17 protein-coding genes, 1 tRNA gene and 1 pseudogene are annotated in these 20,831 nt (G+C 64.1%); 7 read left to right on the plus strand and 12 right to left on the minus strand.

Annotated features, from left to right (window positions below):
- Positions 1-81 precede the first annotated feature (81 nt).
- From FFY45_RS11570 to FFY45_RS11580, 3 genes are all read right to left on the minus strand, one after another.
- Positions 82-582 (minus strand): MarR family winged helix-turn-helix transcriptional regulator, encoded by a 501-nt coding sequence (locus FFY45_RS11570; protein ID WP_115038071.1) that lies wholly within the window; start codon positions 580-582, stop codon positions 82-84.
- A 66-nt stretch (positions 583-648) separates the two neighbouring features.
- Positions 649-1,494: a DUF3298 and DUF4163 domain-containing protein gene (locus FFY45_RS11575; protein WP_176340545.1), complete on the minus strand. Its 846-nt coding sequence runs from the start codon at positions 1,492-1,494 to the stop codon at positions 649-651.
- 49 nt (positions 1,495-1,543) lie between these two features.
- Positions 1,544-1,831, minus strand: a complete 288-nt coding sequence (locus tag FFY45_RS11580) for a GNAT family N-acetyltransferase (RefSeq protein WP_115038067.1) — start codon at positions 1,829-1,831, stop codon at positions 1,544-1,546.
- A 227-nt stretch (positions 1,832-2,058) separates the two neighbouring features.
- Here FFY45_RS11580 and FFY45_RS11585 point away from each other — a divergent pair, with 227 nt between their 5' ends.
- Positions 2,059-2,247: a hypothetical protein gene (locus tag FFY45_RS11585; RefSeq protein WP_006450869.1), complete on the plus strand. Its 189-nt coding sequence runs from the start codon at positions 2,059-2,061 to the stop codon at positions 2,245-2,247.
- Positions 2,248-2,394: 147 nt separating this feature from the next.
- Here FFY45_RS11585 and FFY45_RS11590 read toward each other — a convergent pair whose 3' ends face one another.
- Both FFY45_RS11590 and FFY45_RS11595 read right to left on the minus strand, forming a co-directional pair.
- Positions 2,395-3,003 carry a rhomboid family intramembrane serine protease gene (locus FFY45_RS11590; protein WP_006450868.1) on the minus strand — a complete coding sequence of 203 codons (609 nt, stop codon included), beginning with the start codon at positions 3,001-3,003 and terminating at the stop codon, positions 2,395-2,397.
- Positions 3,004-3,010: 7 nt separating this feature from the next.
- Positions 3,011-4,576: a POT-type proton-dependent oligopeptide transporter gene (locus tag FFY45_RS11595; RefSeq protein ID WP_176340546.1), complete on the minus strand. Its 1,566-nt coding sequence runs from the start codon at positions 4,574-4,576 to the stop codon at positions 3,011-3,013.
- Positions 4,577-4,872: 296 nt separating this feature from the next.
- Here FFY45_RS11595 and FFY45_RS11600 point away from each other — a divergent pair, with 296 nt between their 5' ends.
- From FFY45_RS11600 to FFY45_RS11615, 4 genes are all read left to right on the plus strand, one after another.
- Positions 4,873-6,642 carry a M14 family metallopeptidase gene (locus tag FFY45_RS11600; protein WP_176340547.1) on the plus strand — a complete coding sequence of 590 codons (1,770 nt, stop codon included), beginning with the start codon at positions 4,873-4,875 and terminating at the stop codon, positions 6,640-6,642.
- Positions 6,643-6,822: 180 nt separating this feature from the next.
- Complete coding sequence (locus FFY45_RS11605) at positions 6,823-9,003, plus strand: beta-glucosidase family protein (RefSeq protein WP_439333528.1); 2,181 nt, start codon at positions 6,823-6,825, stop codon at positions 9,001-9,003.
- A gap of 142 nt (positions 9,004-9,145) precedes the next feature.
- A tRNA-Leu gene (locus tag FFY45_RS11610) sits at positions 9,146-9,232 on the plus strand.
- 44 nt (positions 9,233-9,276) lie between these two features.
- Complete coding sequence (locus FFY45_RS11615; protein ID WP_255171938.1) at positions 9,277-10,305, plus strand: DUF2884 family protein; 1,029 nt, start codon at positions 9,277-9,279, stop codon at positions 10,303-10,305.
- A 29-nt stretch (positions 10,306-10,334) separates the two neighbouring features.
- Here the strand turns inward: FFY45_RS11615 and FFY45_RS11620 are convergent, their stop codons facing one another.
- From FFY45_RS11620 to FFY45_RS11645, 7 genes and pseudogenes are all read right to left on the minus strand, one after another.
- Positions 10,335-10,907, minus strand: a complete 573-nt coding sequence (locus FFY45_RS11620; RefSeq protein ID WP_176340549.1) for a hypothetical protein — start codon at positions 10,905-10,907, stop codon at positions 10,335-10,337.
- Positions 10,908-10,945: 38 nt separating this feature from the next.
- On the minus strand, positions 10,946-11,293 hold the full coding sequence (locus FFY45_RS22150; protein WP_306432064.1) for a serine hydrolase domain-containing protein: 348 nt from the start codon (positions 11,291-11,293) through the stop codon (positions 10,946-10,948).
- A 91-nt stretch (positions 11,294-11,384) separates the two neighbouring features.
- Positions 11,385-11,900, minus strand: a pseudogene (locus FFY45_RS22310) (serine hydrolase domain-containing protein); the annotation flags it as partial.
- Positions 11,901-12,629: 729 nt separating this feature from the next.
- Entirely contained in the window at positions 12,630-14,210 is a 1,581-nt protein-coding gene (locus FFY45_RS11630; RefSeq protein WP_176340550.1) for a DHA2 family efflux MFS transporter permease subunit, read from the minus strand.
- 6 nt (positions 14,211-14,216) lie between these two features.
- On the minus strand, positions 14,217-15,410 hold the full coding sequence (locus FFY45_RS11635; RefSeq protein ID WP_115038055.1) for an HlyD family secretion protein: 1,194 nt from the start codon (positions 15,408-15,410) through the stop codon (positions 14,217-14,219).
- Positions 15,411-15,420: 10 nt separating this feature from the next.
- Complete coding sequence (locus FFY45_RS11640; protein ID WP_176340696.1) at positions 15,421-16,908, minus strand: AdeC/AdeK/OprM family multidrug efflux complex outer membrane factor; 1,488 nt, start codon at positions 16,906-16,908, stop codon at positions 15,421-15,423.
- Between the two features lie 23 nt (positions 16,909-16,931).
- Complete coding sequence (locus FFY45_RS11645) at positions 16,932-17,372, minus strand: MarR family winged helix-turn-helix transcriptional regulator (protein ID WP_006453275.1); 441 nt, start codon at positions 17,370-17,372, stop codon at positions 16,932-16,934.
- Between the two features lie 123 nt (positions 17,373-17,495).
- On the opposite strand from FFY45_RS11645, the gene FFY45_RS11650 reads away from it, so the two are divergent.
- On the plus strand, positions 17,496-18,347 hold the full coding sequence (locus FFY45_RS11650; protein ID WP_176340551.1) for an AraC family transcriptional regulator: 852 nt from the start codon (positions 17,496-17,498) through the stop codon (positions 18,345-18,347).
- Between the two features lie 62 nt (positions 18,348-18,409).
- The gene (parC, locus tag FFY45_RS11655) at positions 18,410-20,653 is read left to right on the plus strand and encodes a DNA topoisomerase IV subunit A (RefSeq protein ID WP_176340552.1); all 2,244 of its coding nucleotides are present in this window, start codon (positions 18,410-18,412) and stop codon (positions 20,651-20,653) included.
- The last annotated feature ends 178 nt before the right edge of the window (positions 20,654-20,831 follow it).

Genomic DNA, 20,831 nt, shown 5'->3' on the forward strand with positions numbered 1-20,831 from the left:
AAAACGCCGCCCGGAGCGATCCGGGCGGCGTTTTTTCATGCGTGCGGTGGCGCGTCCTGCGGCAAGCCAGACGCCTGTTGCTCAGAGCTCGACAGCATCCACACCTTCCAACAGTTTCCTCAGCAGTTTTTCCAGACGCACCTGCTCGGCCTCGCTCATGCAGGCAGTTTCTGCATTCAACAGCGTGCAGGCATCGGGAAGCAGACTGTTGATCAAGGCCAGGCCTGCCGGCTGCAACGTCAACACGATCTTGCGCCTATCGTCGGGGCTGCTGCCACGCGCGATCAAGCCCTTTTCGCAGAGCTGATCGGTGAGCCGGGTGATGTTGGCCGGCTTCTCGCTGGCCGCTTCGGCCACTTCAGTAGGCGTGATCGCCTGCTCCGGCGTGCCGTAGAGCATCATCAGAATTTCGTATTCCGGTGGACTGATCCCATACGGCTTGAGCGTTATGCAGCCCTGCGTATGCAGCCGCTTGTAGAGATGCTTGATCAACCTCACCAGGACAGCCGGCTCCCGTGGGAACGCCGGGTAACGCACGCAGGTGTGGTCCACGCGACTTGCGGTTGGATCGAAACTACTCATATCACCCGTTTGATTACATTACTGAATGGCCAAGCCATTCAATCACATCATCTGCGGGGTGACATCTCAGCGAGCGAAGAGATGTGCATATTCCGGCGCGACCCAGGCCAATAATGTGGAGGCAGCGACATCGGCGGTCTGCGTGCCGTCCGAATACGGCCCCACCTGATACGGCGGAAACACGAACCGTAGCGCAGTGATCTGCCCTGCCGGGTTCAGCACCGGCACGAACTGCGCAAAGTTGTCGACCTGCGCCGCGGTGCCTTCGGCAATCATGCGATCGGCCGAGGCCACCTGTTCGGCCTGCTCCTCGACCGGTACGCGATCGGCCTCCACGCGCTGGGCGGCAGCGTTATGCAACTGCGCGGCGACCTCGCGTGCGATCTTTTCCCAGCCCGCCGGATCGGGAATCAGCGCCTGCGCCGTCAGTTGCTTGCGCTCCTTGACCAACCAGACGAAGCGCGCCACCAACGGCTCGCCATGCGCGCCGCCGGTGTAGCGGCTGCCATCGGCAGACACCACGATCAGATCGGCAGTCTGCAGCACGGTCTCGAACGCCAGCGACAGCTCATAGGGTGCGGCAGGTTTGTCGTTACCAAGACCAGAGACGGCTTCCATCAATTCGGTGCGCGCGTCCTGCGAATAGCTGCGGATCAGCGCGGCCAATTCCGGGTACGCATCCAGCCCACGTGGATAGCTGATGCCGACCATATAGGCAGGCGCATGCTCGATCACATCTTCCAATGGGCCGCTCTGGACGACAACGGGCTCCGGAGCCGGCATCGCTTGCGCTGTTGCGTCCGCTGCCGGCTCCGTCGTTTCTGCCGTTGTAGGTGCGCGCTGTGTACACCCCGCCAGCAGAGCCAGCATCAGCACGCCCCGCACTCCATTCACTGCAAACAACCGCCCCATCCCACCTGCCCCTCATCGAAGTCACGCTGCAAAGACACGCTGCCGGCGATCAGGCCAGCAGATCCTGAAACTGTTGATGCCGACGTACATACGCCTCGGCGTAGCTGCACTCGGGTACGACCTTCCACCCCGCCTGGCGCGCGTAATGCAAAGCGGCCTCGACCAGCACGGCAGCGATGCCGCGCCCACCGATCGCCTCCGGCACATGCGTATGCGTGATGGTCATGCGCTCGCCCTCAAGACGGTAGGCCAGTTCGGCGCGTTGTCCATCGGTGTCTACGCTGAAGCGTTGCTGGGTCGGATCGTGTTCTGCCTGCACTGTCGCGGCCTCCATCATGGTCTGCGTCTGGCAGTGAATGTGACGATGAGTGTGACCAGCGCGGCGCCGCGCCTGCGTGAAAATGAATCGATGCTGTGACACGTAGCGCAGCGCGTCGAAGGCGCACTTAAGTTCGTTCGCGTAGCGCCGATAGCTGAGCCGAAGGCATTCGCTGCGCATGGCCGGCTGGCACGGGTTGCCGGCCATCTGCCGACGTCTTCGCCTTACCTACGAGGAGTCACCGCATGAACAACGATTCGGCAGGACACAGCACAGACAGCGATAGCTCGTTGCTGGAGGGCTTGTTCCAGTTCGCCATCAACGGCGATACCCACAACCCGGACTTCGCGCAACTCAACGATACGGTGTACGAGCGCTTGCAGCAGGCCTACGGCAGCACGGCCGTTGCCGACCAGGAACGCAACGCGGCCTGAGCCACGCGTCGCGTTACCCGCCAGGGCCAATCGCATCGATGGCCCTGGCCGGTTGCCTCAGGCAACCCAGCCATCACGATTTCCGATCACCGCCGCGCCGCCTGACGGCCACGCTTTCCTTCGGCAAGCCTTGCTAGACCGACGCGCTTATCCGAAGCGCGGATTGGACAGCTGCTCCAGAAACACCTGCCACACCCGCGGCTCCATGATCAGCATGAACATCACACCGAAGGCCGCACCGGCCAGATGCGCGCTGTGGTTGATGCGATCGCCGCCACGGCGGTCCATCCATAAGCTGTAGCCCACGTAGAACACCGCATAGATGATCGCCGGCGCCGGAATGAACAGCACCAGGATGATCGTCCACGGCTTGAGCAGGATGAAGGCGAACAACACCGCCGACACCGCGCCGGAAGCGCCCAGGCTGAGGTAATTGGGGTTCTTCTGATTCTTCAGATAGCTGGGCAGGATCGAGACCACCAAGGCGCTCAGATAGAACAACGGATAGGTCAGCACGCTGCCGCTCAGCCGCGTCATCACGTCTTCGATGTACCGGCCGAAGAAGAACAGCGTGATCATGTTGAAGACCAGATGGCCCAGGTCGGCATGGATGAAGCCATAGGTCACCAGGCGGTCGTATTGCTTTTGCTTGTCCAGCGCCGGCGGCCACAGCACCAGCCGGTCGGCCAGCTTGCGGTTGTTGAACGCCATCCACGAGACGATGCCGGTGATGGCGATCAGGATCAGGGTAATCATGCGGACCTCAGGCAGAACGATAATTGTCGACCATGCGATACCGGCGTGCGTACAGGCCGAAGGCCAGTGCCGCCAGAAACGCGAAGGCCGCGAAGAAGAACATCAAAAATGCCGCTTCGCTGAGCCCAGTATCGGCGATATGCGCGGTCACCGTCTCGTTACGCACCGCCACGTTCGACAACAGCACCCATAGATTGCCCACCGTGGTGGTCAGGTACCAGAAGCTCATCACCACGCCCTTCATCGATGGCGGCGCCTGGCTGTAGGCGAATTCGATACCGGTGGCCGACACCAGCACTTCGCCAAAAGTCAGCAGCGCGTACGGCAGAATCTGCCAGGCGATATGCATCGGCTCGCCGCCGTCCATGCCGATCTGGATGGCACCGACCGCGATCCAGGCCAGGCCGCTGAAGGCGATGCCGCAGGTCATGCGCCGCAAAGCAGTCGGCTCCCAGCCGCCACGCCGCAGCAGCGGATACAGCACCAGGTTGTTGAACGGGATCAGCAGCATTACCAGCAGCGGATTGAGCGCCTGCATCTGCGAGGCGGTGAACCAGGCCGGCATGGTCATCTCGCGTCCCTGCAGCACCCAGGTCGAAGCCTTCTGATCGAACAGCGAGAAGAACGGCGTCACCAGCGCGAAGATCACCAATACCCGCAGCAGCGCACGCACGCCTTCGACCGCCGTATCGGGATGGATACCGCGTGCACGCTCCAGCTGCCACCAGGTGCCGCCACCGATGCCCGCCAGCAGCAACACCAGCGCCATACACAGGCAGATGACGATGCCGAGCTGTTCGACCAGCGCGAAGCAGGCCAGCGCCAGCAGTACCGACACCACTGCCAGCATCAGGCCGGGACGGCCCTGCCCCGGCGCATGCGCCAGCAAGGCGGTGCGCATCACCGCGCCGAAGCCATGCGGGTCGGTCGGCGGCAGCGGCACCCGCACGTAACGCTTGCGACCCAGCCAGAACACCAGCGTGGCCACGAACATCAGGATGCCGGGAATGCCGAACGCCCACGCCGGGCCCAGATGTTTCAGCGCCAGCGGAATCAACAACGAAGCGAACAACGAGCCGAAGTTGATGATCCAGTAAAAGGCGTCGAATACCACCTTGGCCCGGTGCTTGTTGGACTGGTCGAACTGGTCGCCCATGAACGAGGCCACCAGCGGCTTGATGCCGCCCGCGCCCAATGCGATCAAGCCAAGCCCGACGAAAAATCCGTTGCGGCTGCCCTCGAACAGCGCCAGGCACGCATGGCCGGCGCAGTACACCAGGCTGAACCACACAATGGTGTTGTATTTGCCGAAGAAGCGATCGGCCAACCAGCCACCGAGCAGCGGAAAGAAAAACACCCCGATCATGAAACTGTGCAGGATGTGCTTGGCCTCGGCCTCGCGGCCGGGCCCGCCGACTTCCTGCAACAACAGCGAGGTAATCAGAAACTGCACCAGGATGTTGCGCATCCCGTAGAAGCTGAAACGCTCGCAGGCCTCGTTGCCGATGATGAAAGGAATCTGGCGCGGCAGTTGCGCCGCGGCAGTAGAGCCCGGCAAGGTGGTAGTGGTCAAAGGCAGTCCGGTCGAGCAGAAAACACGCGCTATCGTACCGGCGGGCAGTGGCTGGCCGCCATCGCGACCATTGGATAAGGCATCGGTGTAGGACGTTGCATGCGTCGACCCCGCTGCGGCCGTTGCTACGGTCGTGGCTCAGTTCGGAAAGTCGTCCGGCCAGGCGCATGCTGAAAAACACGTATCGAAACTCCGCCGCCAAGCCGATCACGCGCAAGTCATGACGCAGTGCAGATTGGCCTGCTGCGCCGGCTCGGCTACATTGCAAACGTTTTCCTGGAACACTGGACCGCTGGATGCCCCGCTTCACCCGCCTGGCCCTGAGCCTGTTGCTGCTGACCACCGCCCCCGCCGCACTGGCCACCGAACCGCTGACCACCCAGGCCGAGCGCAGCGGCTTTGCGCAAACCGGACGCTACGATGAAGTCATCGCGCTGTGCGATGCCTTCGCCCAGCGCTACCCGCAGGCGGTGCGCTGCATCGACTTCGGCACCACCCCAGAAGGCCGGCCGATGAAGGCGCTGATCGTCTCCACCAGCGGCGCGCTGGATGCGACCAGTGCCGCGCAGCGCAAGTTGCCGGTGGTGCTGGTGCAAGGCGGCATCCATGCCGGCGAGATCGACGGCAAAGATGCGGGCTTTCTGGCGCTGCGCGAGTTGCTGGACGGCAAGGCCGGCAAAGGCGTGCTCGACAAGCTGGTGTGGGTGTTCGTGCCGGTGTTCAACGTCGACGGTCACGAGCGCTTCGGCGCCTGGAACCGCCCCAATCAGCGCGGCCCCGAACAGATGGGCTGGCGCACCACCGCGCAGAACCTCAATCTCAATCGCGACTACCTCAAGGCCGACGCACCCGAAATGCAGGCGATGCTTCGGCTGGTGCAGCAGTGGGATCCGTTGATGTACGTGGACCTGCATGTCACCGATGGCGCCAAGTTCGAACACGATGTCTCGGTGCAGGTGGAGCCGGTGCATGCCGGCGATGCCATGCTGCAACGCGACGGTACGCGCTGGCGCGATGCGGTGATTGCCGATCTGGCCAAACAGGGCTCGCTGCCGCTGCCGTATTACCCCTCGTTCGTGCACGAAGACGACCCGACCTCCGGCTTTGCCGACGACGTCTCGCCGCCGCGTTTTTCGCATGGCTATTTCCTGCTGCGCAACCGCTTCGGCATGCTGGTGGAAACGCATTCGTGGAAGACCTACCCGGTGCGTGTGCGCGTCACCCGCAACGCGATCGTCTCGGTGCTGCAGCAGACCGCGCGCAACGGTACGAAGTGGCGCGCCGATGCGCTGGCAGCCGATCAGCGTGCCACCAAACTGGCTAACGAAATGGAGCCATTGAGCTTCGCTGCCGGCCCGGCCGCACGCACTGTTGCCTTCCGCGGCTACGCCTACACGCGCACGCCTTCGCCGATTTCCGGCGCGTTGATGACGCGCTACGACGAGACCAAACCACAGATCTGGAAGGTGCCGTTACGCGATCAGATCACCCCCGACGTGGTGGTCGACGCGCCGCGCGGCGGCTATCTGGTACCTGCCGCGCAAGCTGCTCTGGTGGCGGAGAAACTACGCCTGCACGGCATCGCCTTCGACACCATCGCCACTGCTGGCGAGTATCCGGTGCAGAGCTTCCGTGCCGACAAGGCAACATTTGCCGCACGCTCCAACGAAGGCCATCAAAACCTGGAAATCGCCGGCCACTGGCGCGATGAAACCCGCAGCGTGCCAGCCGGCTCGCTGTTCGTCCCGATCGCCCAGGCCAGGTCGCGCCTGGTGATGGCGATGCTGGAACCGCAGGCGCCGGACTCGCTGCTGCAGTGGGGTGTGTTCAACACCGCATTCGAGCGCAAGGAATACATGGAAGACTACGTCGCCGAGGATGTCGCCCGCGACATGCTCGAACGCGACCCGGCAGTGAAGGCGCAATTCGAACAACGCCTGGCCAGCGATGCCGCCTTCGCCGCCGACCCGAAGGCAAGGCTGGAATTCTTCGCCCGCCTGCATTCCTCCTGGGACGAGCGCTACCGCTTGTATCCGGTGTTGCGCACGGCACAGACGCAGTTCTGATGCAGCGCCCGATTACGGCAACCCCCTGATTCGGCGCGCACGCGCGCCATTCGAACTTGGGCACTGCGGTGCCCTCCCCTGATTGCAACCGCACCACAAGGACCACCCGTGCCACACCCTGATATGAAAACGTTTACACGCACCACGCCGCGCCGTCTCGCGCTCGCCATTGCACTCGGTATGAGCGTCGCGTTTGCCGCCCCGCTCAGCGCACAACCCGCCGCTGCAGCGCAGCCGTGGATGGACGCCGCGTTGACTGCGGACCAGCGCGCCGACCGCCTGCTGGCGCAGATGAGCGAAGACGAAAAATTCCGGATGCTGCGCAGCTACTTCGGCCTGGGCACCGACAAGATTCCCAAGCCCGAAGGCGCGCTGGGCTCGGCCGGCTACGTGCCCGGCATCCCGCGCCTGGGCATCCCGGCGCAGCAGCTGGCCGACGCTGGCGTGGGCGTGACCAATCCGGGCGGCATTCGCAAGGGCGACTTCGCCACTGCGATGCCATCCGGCCCGTCCACGGCATCGAGCTGGAATCCGCAGCTGGCCTATGCCGGCGGCAAGACCATGGGCCGCGAATCCTGGCAGCAGGGCTTCAATGTGCTGCTAGCCGGCAGCGTCAACCTGCAGCGCGACCCGCGCAACGGGCGCAATTTCGAATATGCCGGCGAAGACCCGCTGCTGGCCGGCACGATGGTCGGCGAATCGATTCGCGGCGTGCAGAGCGAGCACGTGCTGTCGACGATGAAGCACTTCGCGCTCAACGATATGGAAACCCGGCGCAACTTCCATAGCGCCGAGATCGGCGAGCAGGCGATGCACGAATCGGACCTGCTGGCATTCGAGATCGCGTTGAAGATCGGCGACCCCGCATCGGTGATGTGCTCCTACAACAAGATCAACGGCATCTACGGCTGCGAGCACGATTACCTGCTCAATCAGGTGCTCAAGCAGGAATGGAAATACCCCGGTTACGTGATGTCCGACTGGGGCGGCGTGCACAGCGGCTCCAAGGCGGCGCTGGCCGGTCTGGACCAACAATCGGCCGGCGAGGTGTTCGATGCGGCGGTGTTCTTCGATGCGCCGCTGCGGATGGCGGTGTCGGCCGGCGTGGTGCCACGCGCGCGCTTCGACGATATGGTCAAGCGCGTGCTGCGCAGCCTGTTCGCGCATGGCGCGTTCGATCACCCAACCCAGCGCCAGCCGATCGATGGCAAGGCCGGGCTGCTGGCCGCGCAGCATGTTGCCGAGGAAGGCAGCGTGCTGCTGCGTAACGAGCAGGCCACCTTGCCGCTGTCCAAGGACGTGCGCCGCATCGCTGTGATCGGTGGGTACGCCGACAAGGGCGTGATGTCCGGCGGCGGTTCCTCGCGGGTGGACTACACCATCAACGGCGGCAACGCGGTGCCCGGCCTCACCCCGACCACCTGGCCCGGCCCGGTGATCATCCACCCGTCCTCGCCGTTGCAGGCGCTGCGCGCCGCATTGCCGAACGTGCAGATCGATTATGTCGACGGCAAGGACCGCGCTGCCGCTGTACGCGCCGCCAAGGCCGCCGATGTGGCCATCGTGTTCGCCACCCAATGGGCCGCCGAATCGGTAGACCTGCCGGACATGCAGTTGCCCGACAACCAGGACGCACTGATCGAAGCGGTGGCCAAGGCCAACCCCAAGACCACCGTGGTGCTGGAAACCAACGGCCCGGTGCGCATGCCGTGGGCCGAGCGCGTGCCGGCGGTGTTGCAGGCGTGGTATCCAGGCATCGGCGGCGGCGAGGCGATCGCCAACCTGCTGACCGGCAAGGTCAATCCTTCCGGCCATCTGCCGGTGACGTGGCCGGTGGACGAATCGCAGCTGCCGCGCCCGTCGATCCCGGGCCTGGGCTTCAAGCCGGCCAAGCCGGGCGAAGACACCATCGACTACGCCATCGAAGGCGCCAACGTCGGCTACAAGTGGTTCGCCGCGCGCAAGCTGACCCCGCGTTACCCGTTCGGCCACGGCCTGTCGTACACCCAGTTCCGCATGGGCGGGCTGCGCGTGGAGGCCAACGGCAGCCAGCTCACGGCGAGCTTCGAAGTGGAAAACATCGGCCCGCGCGAAGGCGCCGCCGTGCCGCAGCTTTACGTCACCCTGCCCGATGGTCATGCCACCCCGCTGCGCCTGATCGGCTGGCAGAAGCTCACCCTCAAGCCGGGCGAAAAGCGCAGCGTGCAGGTGATCGCCGAGCCGAAGACGCTGGCCGACTTCGATGCCAAGGCACGTCACTTGAACATCGCGGCCGGCACCTACCGCGTGCAGCTGGCGCGTTCGGCAAGCGAACCGGTGCAGAGTGCGGAGGTCACGTTGCAGGCCGCGCAGCTGCCGTAAACCGGCGTCGCGGCGGGCGTGCATTGCGCGCGTCCGCCACGCCGTCTTCTCACGTCGCCGGCAGGCGCGAGCCACCACGAAGAATTTGTGCGAGATGCGTTGACAGCTTCGTGCGCAACTTGCACAATTCGCCCCCTGAGTCGCCCAGGTGGCGGAATTGGTAGACGCACTAGCTTCAGGTGCTAGCGGGGGCAACTTCGTGGAGGTTCGAGTCCTCTCCTGGGCACCACGACTCACGGTAGATCGTAAAAAACCTCGCTCAGGCGGGGTTTTTTGCGTTTGATCCATACGATGGTGGACGATGGTCTGTCGGCATTGCTGAGCATGCCGATAGGCAGCGCCAGGACTGCGCTGGCAGTGACTTTCGACACGCGACCACCTGTTGCGGCTTTGGCGACGATGCTTGACGCCTTCACGACCGCAGCCCGCTCCATGCGCACCCTCCTCTGGCTTGCCTTGCTAGCTGCCGTTTTCAGCCCGCATGCACGGGCAGACCAGACCGACAAGCACGATGCTCCTCGCCATCGCGCGCATGTGTCTTCGCACCAATGCGGTCTCAGCACGCCGTTCAATGTGCTCGCCGACAGCGGCGGTATCTGGCTTTACCGCGACAGCGATTGGCCGCGCGAAATTTTCTTCCACGGCGGCGAACTGAGCATCGACCACAAGGTGCAGCAGATCAGTGCGGCCGATGCACGACGCTTGTGGGAGATGGAACAGCAGACCCGCGCACTGATGCCGCAGGTCGCCGGCATTGCGCACGACGTGATCGACCTCAGTTACGACGCACTCGGCGGTGTCATCGAGGTCATGACAGGCAGCGCGCTCAATGCCCGCAAGATCGAGAGGCTGCGCAAACGCGCAAGCGCGTATGTCGACGGCACCCTGGGCAAAGGGCGTTGGGATCAGAAGGCGTTCGACGGCAACTTCGCGAACTACGTCGAACATGAAGCCGAAGAGTTCAAAGGCAGCATCGCGCGCCATCTGCTCTGGCAGATCGTCACTGGGCGCTCGGACGGAATCGACAAACGCGCCCAGCAGATGGAAGGCCAACTGGATGCAAGGCTCGACGCCCAAGCATCCACCATCGAGGCCAAAGCTAACGCGCTCTGCACCGAGGTGGAAAAACTACGCCAGCGACAGGACGCGCTGGAGTTCCGCTATCAAGGCAAGCCGCTGCAAATGCTTGCACCGCTGCAGCAAGACAAGTCGCGCAATGACACCGGGAATTCAGGATCACCATCCGACAACGGCGACGCACCGCCGGACAAGGCAATCGAAGTGCAACCGATAACGAACTGATGATGTCTTACGCAATGGGCTCAGGCACATCATTGATTGTCAGGCGTGGCAGATATGCTCTTGATGGTCTGCCTGATGGCGCTCGAACGGATGAGATCCCCATTTGCCTCATATGCCTCGGCAAGGCTGTCCAGCGCATTGCTGGACGTTGGAAACAGCAGCACATTCAGTGCAAACACACGAATCGCCGCTTCTGCGCCGAGATTGGACAGAACGGTGTAGCCCGTCGTGTTGACCACGGCCTCGAGTTGATTCAGGGGGATGCTCTTGTCGGCACGCAGCGCATCGGCCACCAGTTGCGTGTCGTGATCGGCAGGCGATTGCAGCGCGAAGGCGATAAGTTTCTCCGACACAGCTTCGGCGGGAAACATCTGCGGCGCGATGGTGGCCATGATGCTGTCGACCAGCACCCTGGACCACACACCACGCGCGCTGCCATTGGTCAGGTAAAGGATGGTGTAGCTATCGTCATCCAGAGAACCGGCGAACAGCAACCGCACTCTCACCATCGCGCCGCCATCATGACCAACATACTGGTAGGCATCACTTGCCCCACGCTCCCAGCCGCTGGCAAACCAGCCACGCTGTCCGTTGGGCAACACCTGCGGTTGCCAGAGCTGTTGCAGCGTTGCCTTGCCGACTAATTCCCGGTGCGCATCGCGTCCATGAAAGTAGCCAGATCGTCGATGCCGGTGTACAGCTCGGCATGCCCGAGGGCGTAATCGGGCCAGGCGATCTGTGGCTGTTTCTGCAGCTTTCCGTCTTTGCCAACGTAAGCACTGACCACCTCATCAGCCGGCAATCGGGAGCGTCCGAGGAAGGTATGCGCCAGCTGTAACGGCTCGATGATCCGCTCGGACACGATCTGCGAATACGGCTTGCGGTAATGCGCCTGAAGCAGCTGCGACAGCACCAGATAATTGGTGTTGATGTAGCGCGTGTCGCTGCCGGGTGGAAAGAGCAACGGTTGACTGCCCCAGCGTTGCAAAGACAGCGTGCGCAGTTGCAGGAAACGATGCGTTGGCCTCCGGCGAGCCGCTCACCTGCTCCTGGGTAAAGTACTCGGGCAACCCGGAGGTGTGGTTGAGTAGCTGGCGCACCGTGATCTTGTTCCAGCGCTGCGGCAACTCTGGCAGGTAGACCCGTGCAGGTCGATCCAGATCGATCTGGTCAGCTTCGACCAGCTGCATGATCAGCGTGCTGACCAACAGCTTGCTTACCGAGAACACTGGAAAGATCTGCTCGCGCGTGACCGGCTGTTGGCTATCGAGATCGGCAAGCCCATCGCCACCGCAAAACAGCAGCTTCCCGTTGTGGGAGACGTACACAGCCTGCCCTACGATGCCGTAGCGCTGCCGATTGAGCTGCATCTGCCGTGTCACGTTGTCGCTCAATGCATCGGCCGCCGCGATCAACGGCAAACACAGCCACAGAAGGAGCACAGTCTGCAACAGACGTCCCATCGCCGTCGCTGCAGGTCGTAACTCACGATGACGATGGACCTCTTGATCCAGCGTGCGCCTGCCTTGGCGCTGCGTCGCATCCATGAGGCAGAAGGACTGCGGTAAACCGGTCTTAGAAGGCGTCACTGCCATTGGACTGCTCCCACTTGGAGAGCATCAGTCTAGAGGGTGTTGACAGGCACAGCACGATTGTTGGAACGGCTCATAAACCGTAGCGAGCCCCCCGGCTGGTGGTGCGCAGTGGTTTTGTCAGCCGAATCTTGTTGGACGCAGTCGGAAGCCCAAGTCAAACACTGACCTGGTCCAGGCTGCGGTGCCCTGACCGCTCCACGCGGTTTGCTGATTGCTTTGAGAAGATCCACGCACACCGACTATGCACGCCGACCATCTCGACTGGCCCTTGTCCGCCCACCGTCGCGGGACCGTCGCCGGGCCTTAGGCGGCGCGGATGCCGCGTAAGAGCTTACAAGGATGTACTTGCGGCGTGTCCCGCGATGGTGGGCGGGCAAGGGCCCTGCAGCCAAGCGCCAGATCAACAGTCAAAGCCAGGGTGAGTCGAGGGCGCGGTGTCCTCACCAGAGAGTGAGTCGGTTGCTTTAAAAACATGCATACCGACCATCTCGACTGGTCCTTGCCCGCTCACCCTCGCGGGACCTTACGCGGCATGGATGCCGCGTAAGAGCCTACACGGACGTACTTGCGGCGNNNACAGCACGCACGGACGTACTTGCGGCGTGTCCCGCGATGGTGGGCGGGCAAGGGCCCTGCAGCCAACTCACAAATCACCCGCTCTGCAGTAGACCAGCGTGTAGTCGTTTTCTTAGCCGCTCGTAATACAGCTGCGCGCCTTGTCAGCCGCGCCTAATGCCCACCAGCCGCCGCCGCACCACCGGCACCCGCACCAAACGGCGGTTTGGCCAGCCACAGGAAGAAGATGATCGCCAGGAACGTCCAGCCGAGCAGATAAAAGATGTCGTTGAAGCCCATCTGCGAGGCCTGGTGATTGATCATGTTGTTGAGCGATGCCGCGCCGCGTTGCAGGTCGCCCTGCCCCATTGCGGCGACCTGCTCCTGCATGCCCGGCGTGTACACCGAAATGTGCTCGGTGATGTGCGCGTGGTGCACTTGGGTGCGACGTGCCCACAGATAGGTGGTCAACGATGCGGCAAAGCTGCCGCCCAAGGTGCGCAGGAAGGTGGCAAGGCCAGAGCCTGCCGCGATCTCGCGCCCGTCCAGATCCGACAGCAGAATCTGCAGCACCGGCATGAAGAACAACGCCACACCCACGCCCATCACCAACTGCACGGTAGCCACGTGGTTGAAGTCCACCTGCAGGTTGAAGTTGGAGCGCAAAAAGCTGGTGAACGACAGAAAGATGAAGGCAACGGTGGCGAGCATGCGCAGATCGAACCGCAGCGCGTACTTGCCCACAAATGGCGTCATCAGCACCGGCAGGATGCCGATCGGCGCGGTGGCCAGGCCAGCCCAGATCGCCGTGTAGCCCATGTCGCGCTGCAGCCATTGCGGGATCAGCAGACTCACACTGAAGAACGCCGCATACGCCACCACCATCGCTAATGTCCCGGCGCGAAAATTGCGATGCCGGAACAGCTTGAGATCGACGATGGGGTCCTTGTCGGTGAGCTCCCAGATCACGAATATCACCAGCGCCACCGCAGCGACGCAGGCCAGCACCACGATCTTGTCGGAGGAGAACCAATCCTCGTCGTTGCCCAGATCCAGCACCAGCTGCAGCGCGCCGACACCGACCACCAACAGGATCAGACCGATGTAATCCATGCGCGGCTTTTCAAGCTGCTCGGGGCGATGGCGCAACTGCGAACCGACGATGCTGCTGGCGATGATGCCAAGCGGCACGTTGATCAGAAAGATCCATTCCCAACTGTAGTTGTCGGTGATCCAGCCGCCCAGGATCGGGCCGGCGATCGGTGCCACCACGGTGATCATCGCCAGCAAGGCGAGCGCCTGCCCGCGTTTTTCGCGTGGATAGATCGACACCAGCAGACTCTGGGTGATCGGGTACATCGGCCCGGCGACAAACCCCTGCAGCGCACGCGACACCACCAGCATGCCCATGCTCTGGGCCAGCCCGCACAGCAACGAAGCAACGGTGAAGGCCAGTGTCGACCACACGAACAACTTGGTCTCGCCAAAACGCCGACTCAGCCAACCGGTCAGCGGCAAGGCAATCGCGGTGCTGACCGCAAACGAGGTGATGACCCAGGTGGCCTGCTGCGAACTGGCACCGAGATTGCCGGCGATGGTCGGCAACGACACGTTGGCGATGGTGGTGTCCAGCACCTGCATGAACGAGGCCATCGCCAGGCCCACGGTGCACAACGCCACGCTCGCCGGGCGAAAGCCGGCGGCGGGCGCAGGCGCCGAGGGGCCGCCGGGCGCGCTGGGTGCTTGCGAAGACATGCTGGCTTAGCCCGCCTTGGAAACAGCCTGCGCGGGCAGGTTGTCCTGGATGATGCGTTGGATGTCCGCGTCGGCGGCCTGCAATTGCTGCGCATAGACGTCGGTGGAGAACACCGCGCCATTGGCGAACTTGGTCGGCAACACGCTGCCCTGCTGATCGTGCAGATTGACCTCGACCTTCATCGACAAGCCAATGCGCAAGGGATTGCCGGCCAGTTGCTTGGCATCCACCGCGATGCGCACCGGTACGCGCTGCACGATCTTGATCCAGTTGCCGCTGGCGTTTTGCGCCGGCAACAGCGAGAACGCGCTGCCGGTGCCCAGGCCCAGGCTTTCGATGCGGCCGGTGTAGTTCACGCCACCGCCGTACAGATCCGAATGCAGTTCCACCGGTTGGCCCAGCCGCATGTGCTTGAGCTGGGTTTCCTTGAAATTGGCTTCCACCCACACCTGCTCCAGCGGCACCACCGCCATCAGCACGCTACCGGGCTGCACACGCTGGCCGAGCTGCGCCGAACGACGCGCCACGTAGCCGGACACCGGCGCGATGACACCGGTGCGCGCGTGGTTGAGATAGGCCTGACGCAGCTGCGCGGCGGCCGTCTGCACGTCCGGCTGATTGGCCACCGCGCTGTCATCCACCAAGGCGCGATTACGTTCGAAGCTCTCGCGCGAACCGCTCACCGCCGCTTCGGCAGCAGCGAGTTCTTCGCGGGCATGCGCCAGTTCTTCGTTGGAAATCGCGCCGCTGGCAGCCAGATCCTTACGCCGTGCGAAGTCGGCGCGCGCACTGCGCAACGTGACCTCGCGCGAGGACAATTCGGCCTGCGCGCCTTCCACACTGCGATACAGACCGCGCACCTGACGCACGGTCTTGGCCAGGTTGGCTTCGGCCTGCTGCAGTGCGACTGCGGTATCGGCCGGGTCCAACTGCACCAGCAACTGGCCGCGTTCCACGCGCATGCCGTCTTCGGCGCCGATGCTGACCACGGTGCCGCCCACCATCGGGGTGATCTGCACCTGGTTGCCCTGCACGTATGCGTCGTCGGTGTCTTCGTGCCAGCGGCCGACCAGGAAGTACCACACCACAAGACCGATGATCGCCAGGATCACCACAATGGCCACGATGCGCAGCGCCGCACGGCGCTTGCTGGGCGCGGCCGGCGCAGGTTGGGAAGAAGTTGCAGTCGTCTGGCTCATCGTCGCTGTCTCAGGAATTCGGTTGTGCGGAAGTGGTCGCGGCGTGTGCGGTATCGCGCGCAGGTTCCGGCGTGAATCCGCCGCCCAAGGCGCGCTGCAACCTCACCGAGGCCAACAGTTGTTGCGATTGCAGGCTGGCCATGCGCTGGCGTGCGAGCAGCAATTGCTCCTGCACGCTGAGCACTTCCAGATAGCTGCCGATGCCGGCGCGGTAGCGCTGCTGTGCGAGATCGAAGGCGGCAGTGACGGTCTGCACTGCCTCGTCCTGCGAGCGTGCGCGCTGCTCCAGCGAACGCACTGCGTTGACCTGGTCGGCCACTTCACGCAGCGCATCGAGCACCTTCTGATTGTAGTCGGCCACCGCCAGGTCGTATTGCGCATCGCTGCCGGCCAGATTGGCGCGCAGCTTGCCGCCATCGAAGATCGGCAGGCTCAAGGCCGGGGCGACCACGCCGAACAGCGATGCACTTTCCAGCAACTGGCCGACATCCCGGTTCACCAGCCCGCCCAAAGCGGTGATGTTGAAGCTGGGATAGAAGCGCGTCTTGGCGACCGCAATGTTTTTATCGGCCGCTTCAACGCGCCAGCGCGCGGCGACCACATCGGGGCGATGACCCAACAACTCGGCCGGCAACGCACTTGGCAATTGCAGTGCGCCTGCGCTGCTCAAGGTGGGGCGCGCGATATCCAGCCCGCGGTCCGGGCCCTGCCCGACCAACGCGGCCAGCGCCGTGCGCGCTTCGTCGATCTGCTGCTGCGCCGATTGCAGCTGCTGTTGCGCAGCCGGCACGCGCGCCTGCGACTGACGCACCTGCAGTTCACTATCGATGCCGGCGCCGCGACGTTGCCGAGTCAGGTCCAGGGTCTTCTGCGCGCGCGTCAGCTCATCGTTGGCCACATCGTGCAGACGCCACGCGTAATCGAGCTGGGCATAGGCTTCGGCGATCGCCGCCGACAGGTTCAAACGTGCCGCCTGCGCATCCACATCGGCCGCATGCGCCTGGTCCACTGCGGCTTCCCAGGCGGCGCGCTTGCCGCCCCACAGGTCCACGCCGTAGCGGAAATCCAGCACTACCTGGCCGTTGCCGCCGAACTTGCCGCCGCGTTCGTCGCCCACCACCGATTCGGGCAACTGCACGCCGGCATAGCCACCGGACACCGACAGGCTCGGGCCGCGATCGGCCTGCGCGGTGCCGATGCGCGCCTGCGCCTGGCGCAGGCGCGCATCGGCCGCCGCCAGACTGGGGCTGTGCTGCAGGCCTTCGGCAATCAGCGCGTTCAATTGCGGATCGCCCAAGGCGCGCCACCAATCGCTGGCCGGCCACGCCGCCGGGCTCAGGGGGGTTTGCGCCAGGGTGCGCTCGACATGCAGCGCACCCGGTTCCAGCACGGCGCCTTGCGGGGCCAGACCACGACTGCTCGCGCAGGCGGCCAATGCCAAAGTCAAGGCGGTGAGCACAAGCGGCCGCGCAAAGCGCGTTGAGCGCAGGCGCAACATCTGGATCGAGGAACTAGCAGCGTTCATGAGTTGAGTGCATCGCGGACACGGATGAGAAGAGAGGTGAGTTGTTCGCGCTCGGGCGCGGCCAGATCGCGCAAGCCGTGCTCGATGGCGCGTTCGCCGCGCAGCTTCAGGCGCTCCCACAAGGCCACGCCCTGTTCGGTCATGACGATCTGCAACGCGCGCCGGTCCTGCGCATGCGGCTCGCGCCGCACCGCGCCCAGCGCTTCGAGCTTGTCGAGCAGCCGGGTCACCGCGCTCGGGGTCTGGTCCAGCGCCAGCGCCAGTTCGTTGGCCGTACACGGCGAACGCACCGCCAGAATCTTCAAGCCGACGTAGTGGCTGAAGCCGAAGTCGGGCAGTTCGCCCTTCATCTCGGCATCGAGCTGCCGCATCAGCGCGTCGCGCACTTGGCGCAGCAATAAGCCGAACGACGGGGAGGTGGAGGAGAGATCGTTCATGGCCGGCCATTTTCTTCCGAAATATATATTTGTCAATGCAAATATGTCGAAAGGGATTAAACCGCAAGCAAGGATCGCCACGATACGCGCGGGTCTGGCTGGCCTGGTAATACAATTGCGCCAATGACTATCGAAAACCCGCCAACGACGGTCGATGCCTTGCCTCCGGGCGTGCGCGCCAGCTTCGAGTGGGCCGATGGTCCGGAAGTGATCGCTTTTTTGGCCGATCTGCACGCGGTATGGGCACCGGAGACCGCCCCGCACGCGCATGTGCGCGGCCAGCTGATGTATGTGGAGCACGGCGTACTGATCGTGCATACCGAACAGGGCACCCTCTCATTGCCGCCGGGCTGCGCCGGCTGGATGCCGCCCGGCCAGCAGCACACCGTGGAGCTGGCCGGGCCGATGCGCGGCTGGGGCGTGGTGGTGCGGCCGGATGCCTGCGCCGCCCTGCCCGCCCAAGGCGGGGTGATTCGCCTGACCGGGCTCGCCCGCGAAGTCATCATGCGCGCGGCCGGCTGGCCGCTGGATCAGCCGCTGGATAGCGCCCAGCAACGGCTGGCCGCCGTGCTGCTGGACGAGCTGTGCCAGGTGCAGATCGACCACCTGCACCTGCCCATGCCGGCCGACCGCCGGCTGCTGCGTATCGCCCGCCAGCTGCTCGATAACCCCGCCGACCCGCGCGCGCTGGATGCCTGGGCCGATTGGGGCGGGCTGTCGCCGCGCAGTCTGAGCCGGCACTTCCGCAGCGAGACCGGGCTGAGTTTCGCGCAGTGGCGGCAGCAGGCCAGGCTCGCCGAAGGCCTGCGGCGCTTGAGTCAGGGCAGCGCGGTGGCACAGGTCGCCGACCAGCTCGGCTACAGCAGCCCCAGCGCTTTCGTCAGCGTGTTCCACCGCCATTTCGGCGCCCCGCCCACGCGTTATCTGGCCGGTGGCCACGCGCCCGGCTTGGCATCCCCCGCCGCATCCGGATAATCGGCGCTCTTCGAGCTCGCGCCTGGCGCGCGGGTTCCTCTTTCGTAGGACCTGGCTTCGCAATGACCGATCTGACCCGCCCCACCTTCCATGGCTTCGAGCAGCTGCCGCTGCGCGAGTACGCCGAACGCGCCTATCTCGACTATTCGATGTACGTGGTGCTCGACCGCGCCCTGCCGTTCCTGGGTGACGGCTTGAAGCCGGTGCAGCGGCGCATCATCTTCGCGATGAGCGAGCTGGGCCTGAACGCCGCCGCCAAGCCGAAGAAATCCGCGCGCACCGTGGGCGATGTGATCGGTAAGTACCATCCGCACGGCGACAGCGCCTGCTACGAAGCGCTGGTGCTGATGGCGCAGCCGTTTTCGTACCGTTACCCGCTGATCGAAGGCCAGGGCAACTTCGGCTCCACCGACGATCCGAAGTCGTTCGCGGCGATGCGTTACACCGAATCCAAGCTGACCCCGATCGCCGAGGTGCTGCTGGGCGAAATCAGCCAGGGCACCACCGACTGGGCCGCCAACTTCGACGGCACCCTGGAAGAGCCGACCTGGTTGCCGGCACGCCTGCCGCACCTGCTGCTCAACGGCACCACCGGCATTGCGGTGGGCATGGCCACCGACGTGCCGCCGCACAACCTCAACGAGATCGTCAGCGCGCTGCTGCGCCTGCTCGACAACCCCGATGCCACGGTCGCCGAACTGTGCGAGCACGTGCTCGGTCCGGACTACCCGACCACCGCCGAAATCATCACCCCGGTGGCCGACCTGCGCGCCATCTACGAGACCGGCCACGGCAGCGTGCGTGCGCGCGCCACCTACAAAAAAGAACACGCGAACATTGTTATCGACGCGTTGCCGTATCAGGTGTCGCCGTCCAAGGTGATCGAACAGATCGCCCAGCAGATGCGCGCCAAGAAGCTGCCGTGGCTGGAAGACATCCGCGACGAATCCGACCACACCAGCCCGGTGCGGGTGGTGCTGGTGCCGCGCTCCAACCGCGTCGATGCCGAACAGCTGATGGGCCACCTGTTCGTCACCACCGATCTTGAGCGCAGCTACCGCGTCAATCTCAACGTGATCGGGCTGGATGGCCGCCCGCAGGTGAAGAATCTGCGCCAGTTGCTGAGCGAGTGGCTGACCTTCCGCAGCGACACCGTCACCCGCCGCCTCAACCATCGCCTGCAAAAGGTCGAGCGTCGTTTGCACCTGTTGGAAGGTTTGTTGATCGCCTTCCTCAACCTGGACGAAGTGATCCGCATCGTCCGCAGCGAGGACGAACCCAAGCCGGTGCTGATGGCCAAGTTCGCACTCAGCGAGGAACAGGCCGAATACATTCTGGAAACCAAGCTGCGCCAGCTGGCGCGCCTGGAAGAAATGAAGATCCGCGGCGAGCAGGAAGCACTCGCCAAGGAACGCGCGCAGATCCTGGCCATTCTCGAAAGCAAGACCAAGCTGAAGAAGCTGATCAAGGACGAGCTGACCGCCGACGCCAAGAAGTTCGGCGACGCGCGTCGCTCGCCACTGGTGCAGCGTGGCGCGGCGCAGGCGATCGACGAAACCGAAATGGTCGCCAGTGAACCGATGACCGTGGTGTTGTCGGAAAAGGGCTGGGTGCGCGCGGCCAAGGGCCACGAAGTGGATCCGGCCGGCATGTCCTACCGCGATGGCGACAGCTTGCTGGCCGCAGTGCGCAGCCGTAGCACCCATCAAGTGGCGTTCCTGGATTCGGAAGGCCGCGCCTACTCCACCGCAGTGCACACCCTGCCCTCGGCGCGTGGCAATGGCGAGCCGTTGACCGGGCGTTTCTCGCCCGCTTCCGGCGCGTCGTTCCAGGTCATGGCCAGCGCCGACAACGCCGTCCGCTTTGTGCTGGCCTCATCGCACGGCTATGGCTTCGTCACCCGCTTCGAAAACCTCACCGGCCGCAACAAGGCCGGCAAGGCGATGCTCAATCTGACCACCGGCGCGCAAGTGCTGACGCCGGCGCAGGTGATCAACCCGCAGAGCGATCGCATTGTCGCGGTCACCAGCGCCGGCAATCTGTTGGCGGTGGCGGCCAGCGATGTGCCCGAGCTGGACAAGGGCAAAGGCAACAAGATCATCGAGATCCCCAAGGCCAAGCTCGGCACCGAGCGCGTGGTGGCGGTGGTGGCGGTGGCGCCGGGCAACACGCTACTGGTACGCAGCGGCGCACGCACCATGAGCCTGTCGTTCAAGGATCTGGATACGTATGTGGGCGCGCGTGCGAGCCGCGGGGCGTTGTTGCCGCGCGGGTGGCAGAAAGTAGATGGACTGGAAGTGCAGTAACGCTTGTTCACCTAAGCGACGCGCGGCGGCGCGTTCGATGCTGTCGTCGCGCCCTCGATTAGTTCGGCTTGGAACATCCAAACGACGCTGAAGCTCAAGCTCTGCGTCGCCTTGAGAGGTCATCGAACGGTGCGGATGCGTCTGTTGTAGAGCGGATGATCTGCGGCTTGGCTGCAGG

This window comes from Xanthomonas hortorum (assembly GCF_011305375.1).
Classification (GTDB): domain Bacteria; phylum Pseudomonadota; class Gammaproteobacteria; order Xanthomonadales; family Xanthomonadaceae; genus Xanthomonas; species Xanthomonas hortorum_E.

What these genes read in the sequence shown, in the direction of transcription:
- FFY45_RS11570 (WP_115038071.1), bottom strand. Translation starts at nt 582, where the DNA reads ATGAGTAGTTTCGATCCAACCGCAAGTCGCGTGGACCACACCTGCGTG.
- FFY45_RS11575 (WP_176340545.1), bottom strand. Translation starts at nt 1,494, where the DNA reads ATGGGGCGGTTGTTTGCAGTGAATGGAGTGCGGGGCGTGCTGATGCTG.
- FFY45_RS11580 (WP_115038067.1), bottom strand. Translation starts at nt 1,831, where the DNA reads ATGATGGAGGCCGCGACAGTGCAGGCAGAACACGATCCGACCCAGCAA.
- FFY45_RS11585 (WP_006450869.1), top strand. Translation starts at nt 2,059, where the DNA reads ATGAACAACGATTCGGCAGGACACAGCACAGACAGCGATAGCTCGTTG.
- FFY45_RS11590 (WP_006450868.1), bottom strand. Translation starts at nt 3,003, where the DNA reads ATGATTACCCTGATCCTGATCGCCATCACCGGCATCGTCTCGTGGATG.
- FFY45_RS11600 (WP_176340547.1), top strand. Translation starts at nt 4,873, where the DNA reads ATGCCCCGCTTCACCCGCCTGGCCCTGAGCCTGTTGCTGCTGACCACC.
- FFY45_RS11605 (WP_439333528.1), top strand. Translation starts at nt 6,823, where the DNA reads ATGAGCGTCGCGTTTGCCGCCCCGCTCAGCGCACAACCCGCCGCTGCA.
- FFY45_RS11630 (WP_176340550.1), bottom strand. Translation starts at nt 14,210, where the DNA reads ATGTCTTCGCAAGCACCCAGCGCGCCCGGCGGCCCCTCGGCGCCTGCG.
- FFY45_RS11635 (WP_115038055.1), bottom strand. Translation starts at nt 15,410, where the DNA reads ATGAGCCAGACGACTGCAACTTCTTCCCAACCTGCGCCGGCCGCGCCC.
- FFY45_RS11640 (WP_176340696.1), bottom strand. Translation starts at nt 16,908, where the DNA reads ATGTTGCGCCTGCGCTCAACGCGCTTTGCGCGGCCGCTTGTGCTCACC.
- FFY45_RS11645 (WP_006453275.1), bottom strand. Translation starts at nt 17,372, where the DNA reads ATGAACGATCTCTCCTCCACCTCCCCGTCGTTCGGCTTATTGCTGCGC.
- FFY45_RS11650 (WP_176340551.1), top strand. Translation starts at nt 17,496, where the DNA reads ATGACTATCGAAAACCCGCCAACGACGGTCGATGCCTTGCCTCCGGGC.
- parC (WP_176340552.1), top strand. Translation starts at nt 18,410, where the DNA reads ATGACCGATCTGACCCGCCCCACCTTCCATGGCTTCGAGCAGCTGCCG.